This is a genomic window from Streptomyces fuscigenes (genome assembly GCF_021556455.1).
In the GTDB taxonomy this organism is placed as follows: Bacteria; Actinomycetota; Actinomycetes; order Streptomycetales; family Streptomycetaceae; genus Streptomyces; species Streptomyces fuscigenes.
The window spans coordinates 1-6022 of sequence record NZ_JAKGCV010000342.1 but is presented as its reverse complement, the minus strand read 5'-3'; the positions used below and the strand labels follow the sequence as shown (position 1 = coordinate 6022).

General features: G+C 70.3%; 4 protein-coding genes and 1 pseudogene. All 5 read right to left on the bottom strand.

The window, feature by feature from the left end:
• Positions 1-110: 110 nt before the first annotated feature.
• Positions 111-1703, bottom strand: coding sequence for a phosphoglycerate dehydrogenase (gene serA / locus L1885_RS21815; RefSeq protein WP_235798861.1), 1593 nt, complete (start codon positions 1701-1703; stop codon positions 111-113).
• Positions 1704-2025: 322 nt separating this feature from the next.
• Positions 2026-3027 (bottom strand): ketol-acid reductoisomerase, encoded by a 1002-nt coding sequence (ilvC, locus tag L1885_RS21810; protein ID WP_235798860.1) that lies wholly within the window; start codon positions 3025-3027, stop codon positions 2026-2028.
• 122 nt (positions 3028-3149) lie between these two features.
• On the bottom strand, positions 3150-3677 hold the full coding sequence (gene ilvN, locus L1885_RS21805) for an acetolactate synthase small subunit (protein ID WP_235798859.1): 528 nt from the start codon (positions 3675-3677) through the stop codon (positions 3150-3152).
• 45 nt (positions 3678-3722) lie between these two features.
• Positions 3723-5588 carry an acetolactate synthase large subunit gene (locus L1885_RS21800; RefSeq protein WP_235798858.1) on the bottom strand — a complete coding sequence of 622 codons (1866 nt, stop codon included), beginning with the start codon at positions 5586-5588 and terminating at the stop codon, positions 3723-3725.
• A 210-nt stretch (positions 5589-5798) separates the two neighbouring features.
• Positions 5799-6022 (bottom strand): annotated as a pseudogene (locus L1885_RS21795) (complement resistance protein TraT); the annotation flags it as partial.

Below are 6022 nucleotides of genomic sequence, written 5' to 3'. Positions count from 1 at the left end.
GGCCGTGGCCGGGCCCCCGGGGCCTCGTACATGCGTGGCGCGCGTCGTGCGCCGCCCGCCCGCCGGGCCCGCACGGCCGCCTAGGGCGGTGCGGGCCCGGCGGCGCCGGGTCAGTCCGTGAGGTTGACCGAACGCGCCGACGTCGCGCCGATCTCGGCGGAGATCTCCGTCAGGACCGGCTGGGGCACGTTGTCGTCCACCGTGAGCACGACGAGCGCCTCGCCGCCCTCCTCGGTGCGGGAGACCTGCATGCCCGCGATGTTCAGTCCCGCCTCGCCGAGGATCCGGCCCACCGTGCCCACGACGCCCGGACGGTCCTCGTAGCGCAGCACCACCATGTGGTCCGCGAGCGCCACGTCGACGTCGTAGTCGCCGATCGCGACGACCTTCAGGAGGTGCTTCGGTCCGGCGAGCGTGCCTGAGACCGCGACCTCCTCGCCGCCGGACAGCGTGCCGCGCACCGTCACCACGTTGCGGTGGTTGGGCGACTCGCTCGACGTGGTCAGCCGCACCTCGACACCGCGCTCCTGCGCGAACAGCGGGGCGTTGACGTAGCTGACGGTCTCCGCGACGACGTCCTCGAACACGCCCTTCAGCGCGGACAGTTCGAGCACCTTCACGTCGTGCTGGGTGATCTCGCCGTACACCTCGACGTCGAGGCGCACCGCGACCTCGCCCGCCAGCGCGGTGAAGATCCGGCCCAGCTTCTCCGCGAGCGGCAGGCCCGGGCGCACGTCCTCGGCGATGACGCCGCCCTGCACGTTGACCGCGTCCGGGACCAACTCGCCCGCCAGCGCGAGGCGGACGGACTTGGCGACCGAGATGCCGGCCTTCTCCTGCGCCTCGTCGGTCGAGGCGCCGAGGTGCGGCGTCGCCACGACCTGGTCGAACTCGAACAGCGGCGAGTCCGTGCAGGGTTCCTTCGTGTACACGTCGAGGCCCGCGCCCGCGACCCGGCCCTCCTTGAGGGCCGACGCCAGCGCCTCCTCGTCCACGATGCCGCCGCGCGCGGCGTTGACGATGCGGACCGTCGGCTTGACCTTGTGCAGCGCCTCGTCGCCGATCAGGCCGAGCGTCTCCGGCGTCTTCGGGAGGTGCACCGTGATGAAGTCGGCGGCCTGCAGCAGCTCGTCCAGCGTCACGAGCTTCACGCCCAACTGGGCGGCGCGCGCGGCCTGCACGTACGGGTCGTACGCGACGATCTTCATGCCGAACGCGGACATCCGCTGCGCCACCAGCAGGCCGATGCGGCCGAGGCCGACGACGCCGAGGACCTTCTCGCTCAGTTCGACGCCCGTGTACTTCGAGCGCTTCCACTCGCCGTTCTTCAGCGCGCCGTTGGCCTGCGGGATGTTGCGCGCGGAGGAGATCAGCAGTCCGCACGCCAGCTCCGCGGCGGTGATGATGTTCGAGGTCGGCGCGTTGACGACCATCACGCCGGCCTTGGTGGCGGCGGGCACGTCCACGTTGTCGAGTCCGACGCCGGCCCTGGCGACGACCTTCAACTTTTTCGCGGCGGCCACGGCCTCGGCGTCGACCTTGGTGGCCGAGCGGATCAGGATCGCGTCGACGTCGGCGATCGCGGGCAGCAGCTCCGCGCGGTCGGCCCCGTTGCAGTGCCGGATCTCGAAGTCGGGTCCGAGCGCGTCGACGGTGGCGGGTGACAGCTCTTCAGCGATGAGTACGACCGGTTTGTCGCTCACGTGTGTCCTCACAAGTCCCATTGCGGACGGCCGTCCCAGCGGCCGCATGCGGTGGAGGGGTACTGGGGGCGCAATCGCGCAGCATGACCTTGCCGGAACATGGCTGTACGCCCTCGTCCGCGTGAAAGACGCACGACGCTGTGGGCCCGACGCGTGTGTGCAGAGTCTAGTGCCGTTGTTCGGCCTGATCCCCACCCGAGCGGCAGGATCACTCATACGTGCAAAGTCCGCGTACGAGTACGGCGCCGGCGTCCGGCGCGAACGAAGAGGCCCGCACCGCTGCCGCGCGCGGCGGCGCGGTGCGGGCCCCGTCGGCCGAGGATCAGGCCTCGGCGTCGTCCACCCAGCTCATGAGCTTGCGCAGCTCGGCGCCCGTGGTGGCCAGCAGGCTGTCGGCGTCGGCCTTCTTGTACTCGTTGTACTTCTTCAGACCGCCGTGGTACTCGTCCATCCAGGTCTTGGCGAAGGAGCCGTCCTGGATCTCGCCCAGGATCTTCTTCATCTCGGCCTTGGTCTGGTCGTTGATGATGCGCGGACCGGAGACGTAGTCGCCCCACTCGGCGGTCTCGGAGACCGACCAGCGCATCTTCTCCAGGCCGCCCTCGTACATGAGGTCGACGATCAGCTTCAGCTCGTGCAGGCACTCGAAGTAGGCGATCTCCGGCTGGTAGCCCGCCTCGACCAGCGTCTCGAAGCCCGCCTTCACCAGCGCCGACGTGCCGCCGCACAGCACGGCCTGCTCGCCGAAGAGGTCCGTCTCGGTCTCCTCGGTGAAGGTCGTCTTGATGACGCCCGCACGCGTGCCGCCGATGCCCTTGGCGTAGGCGAGCGCCAGCTCCAGGCCCTTGCCGCTGGGGTTCTGCTCCACGGCCACGATGCACGGGACGCCGCGGCCCTCCTCGTACTGGCGGCGCACCAGGTGGCCCGGGCCCTTCGGCGCGACCATGCAGACGTCGACGTTGGCCGGCGGCTTGATGAAGTCGTAGCGGATGTTCAGGCCGTGGCCGAAGAAGATCGCGTCGCCGTCCTTGAGGTTGTCCTTGATGGACTCCTCGTAGACCTGCGCCTGGATCGGGTCCGGCACCAGGATCATGATCACGTCGGCCTCGGCGGACGCCTCGGCGGGCGTCACCACGCGCAGGCCCTGCTCCTCGGCCTTGGCCTTGGACTTGGAGCCCTCGTGCAGGCCGACCCGCACATCCACACCGGAGTCGCGCAGCGACAGCGCGTGGGCGTGGCCCTGGCTGCCGTAGCCGATGACCGCGACCTTGCGGTTCTGGATGATGGACAGGTCGGCGTCGTCGTCGTAGAACAGCTCGGCCACGGGTTCTTCTCCTTGATGACAGTGGTGCTGGTGGTGCGTCCCACCGTACGGCGGGGATGCTGGTGGTGGACTGCCGGTCTCGCGATGCGGTCCCGGCCGGGCGGGCGCGGTGCCCGGAGCGCTCAGGCGGTGCGCTCCAGGGCGCGCAGGCTGCGGTCCGTGATGGACCGGGCGCCCCGCCCTATGGCGATCGTGCCGGACTGCACGAGCTCCTTGATTCCGTACTGTTCGAGCATCTTGAGCATGGCGCCCAGCTTCTCGCTGGAGCCGGTGGCCTCGATGGTGACGGCCTCCGGGGAGACGTCCACGGTCTTGGCGCGGAACAGCTGGACGATCTCGACGATCTGGCTGCGGGTCTCGTTGTCGGCGCGGACCTTCACCAGCACGAGCTCGCGCTGGATCGCAGCGCCGGGCTCGAGTTCGACGATCTTCAGGACGTTCACCAGCTTGTTGAGCTGCTTCGTCACCTGCTCCAGGGGCAGGTCCTCGACATTCACCACGATCGTGATGCGGGAGATGTCGGGGTGTTCGGTGACACCGACCGCGAGCGAGTCGATGTTGAAGCCCCGGCGGGAGAACAGCGCGGCGATCCTCGCGAGGATGCCGGGCGTGTTCTCGACCAGGACGGAGAGGGTGTGCTTCGTGGACATGGCAGTCTCTCTGGGTCTCTCGTCGTGGCTGTCGGGTCGGTCGGATCAGTCGTCGGAGGCGTCACCGAAGTCGGGGCGGACGCCGAGGGCGGCCATGATCTCGTCGTTCGACGTGCCGGCGGCCACCATCGGCCAGACCATCGCGTCCTCGTGGACGATGAAGTCGATCACCACGGGGCGGTCGTTGATGGCGTTGGCCTTCGCGATCACCGCGTCCAGCTCGTCGGGCGACTCGCAGCGCAGTCCGACGCAACCCATGGCCTCCGACAGCTTCACGAAGTCCGGCACGCGAGTGCCGGTGCTCGGCAGGCTCGCGGCGTCGTTGCCGTCGCGCAGGGTGGTGTGCGAGTAGCGCTGGTTGTAGAAGAGGTTCTGCCACTGGTGCACCATGCCGAGGACGCCGTTGTTGATGATGGCGACCTTGATCGGGATGTTGTTGAGCGCGCAGGTGGTCAGTTCCTGGTTGGTCATCTGGAAGCAGCCGTCGCCGTCGATCGCCCAGACCGGGCGCTCCGGCAGGCCCGCCTTGGCGCCCATCGCCGCGGGCACCGCGTAGCCCATGGTCCCGGCGCCGCCGGAGTTCAGCCACGTCGACGGCTTGTCGTAGTCGATGAAGTGCGCGGCCCACATCTGGTGCTGGCCCACGCCCGCCGCGTACACGGTGCCCTCCGGCGCGAGCTGCCCGATGCGCTGGATCACCTGCTGCGGGGACAGGGAGCCGTCCTCCGGCAGGTCGTAGCCGAGCGGGTACGTCTGCCGCCAGCGGTCCAGGTCCTTCCACCACGCCTGGTAGCCGGTGGCGGCCGCCTCGCCCAGCGTGCCCGCGGCGTGCTCCGCCTGCACGGCCTGCACCAGGTCGGCCAGCACCTCGCGGGCGTCCCCGACGATCGGCACGTCCGCCGCGCGGTTCTTGCCGATCTCGGCGGGGTCGATGTCCGCGTGCACGACCTTCGCCGACGGTGCGAAGCTGTCCAGCTTGCCCGTGACGCGGTCGTCGAAGCGGGCGCCCAGCGCGACGATCAGGTCCGCCTTCTGCAGGGCGGTGACGGCCGTGACCGCGCCGTGCATGCCCGGCATGCCCACATGCTGCGGGTGCGTGTCGGGGAACGCGCCGAGCGCCATCAGCGTCGTCGTGACGGGGGCCTTCGTCAGCTCCGCGAGGACCTTGAGCTCCGAGGTGGCACCGGACTTGATGACGCCGCCGCCCACGTACAGGATCGGGCGCTTGGCCTGGGCGATCAGCCGGGCCGCCTCGCGGATCTGCTTCGCGTGCGGCTTCGTGACGGGCCGGTAGCCGGGCAGGTCCATCACCGGCGGCCAGGAGAACGTGGTCCGCGCCTGCAGCGCGTCCTTCGCGATGTCGACCAGGACGGGCCCCGGGCGGCCGGTGCCCGCGATGTGGAACGCCTCCGCGATGGTCCGCGGGATGTCCTTCGCCTCGCGCACCAGGAAGTTGTGCTTCGTGACCGGCATCGTGATGCCCACGATGTCCGCCTCCTGGAAGGCGTCCGTGCCGATGGCCTTCGAGGCGACCTGGCCGGTGATCGCGACGATCGGGACCGAGTCCATGTGCGCGTCCGCGATCGGCGTGACCAGGTTCGTCGCACCGGGGCCCGAGGTCGCCATGCACACGCCGACCTTGCCGGTGGCCTGCGCGTAGCCCACGGCCGCGTGGCCGGCGCCCTGCTCGTGACGGACGAGCACGTGCCGCACGCGCGTCGAGTCCATCATCGGGTCGTAGGCCGGGAGGATCGCGCCGCCCGGGATGCCGAAGACGGTGTCGGCCCCGACCTCCTCCAGCGAGCGGATGAGGGACTGCGCGCCCGTGACGTGTTCGACGGTGGCGGAAGGCGCTCCGCCGCTACGGGCCCGCGGCTGCGGATGGTGGGCCCCGGTGGCCTGCTCGGTCATCGGCTTCTCTTCTCAGGGCTTGGGGGATTTTCGAGGGTGCTGCGGGTGCCGGTGCAACAAAAAACCCCCCGTGCCGTAGGGCAAGCGAGGGGAGCGCGTCGGTGAGGGTCCGCGGAGCCGGATACGGGCTCTGCTTCAGCCGACGCGCTGTCCAAGTACGAGGATTCGGGTGCGCATGGCACTGACCATCTCGCTGGCGCGCCACACGTGTCAAGCGGGTGGGACCGACGTCTCATTATTCGGGCGCGCACCCGGCAGCGGGAAGCGCTCACCGGACAGGGGAAGGCCCCGCAGCCCCGGCAGGGAGCCGGTCAGCAGCCCAGTGGCCGCCGCGCCGGAAGCACTTGGCGCGAAGCCGCCCGCGGCCGCCGGCAGCCCGCCCGACACCGCGGCGCCGCCCTGGCCGGAGGCGGCGACGGCCTCGGCCGGACCCG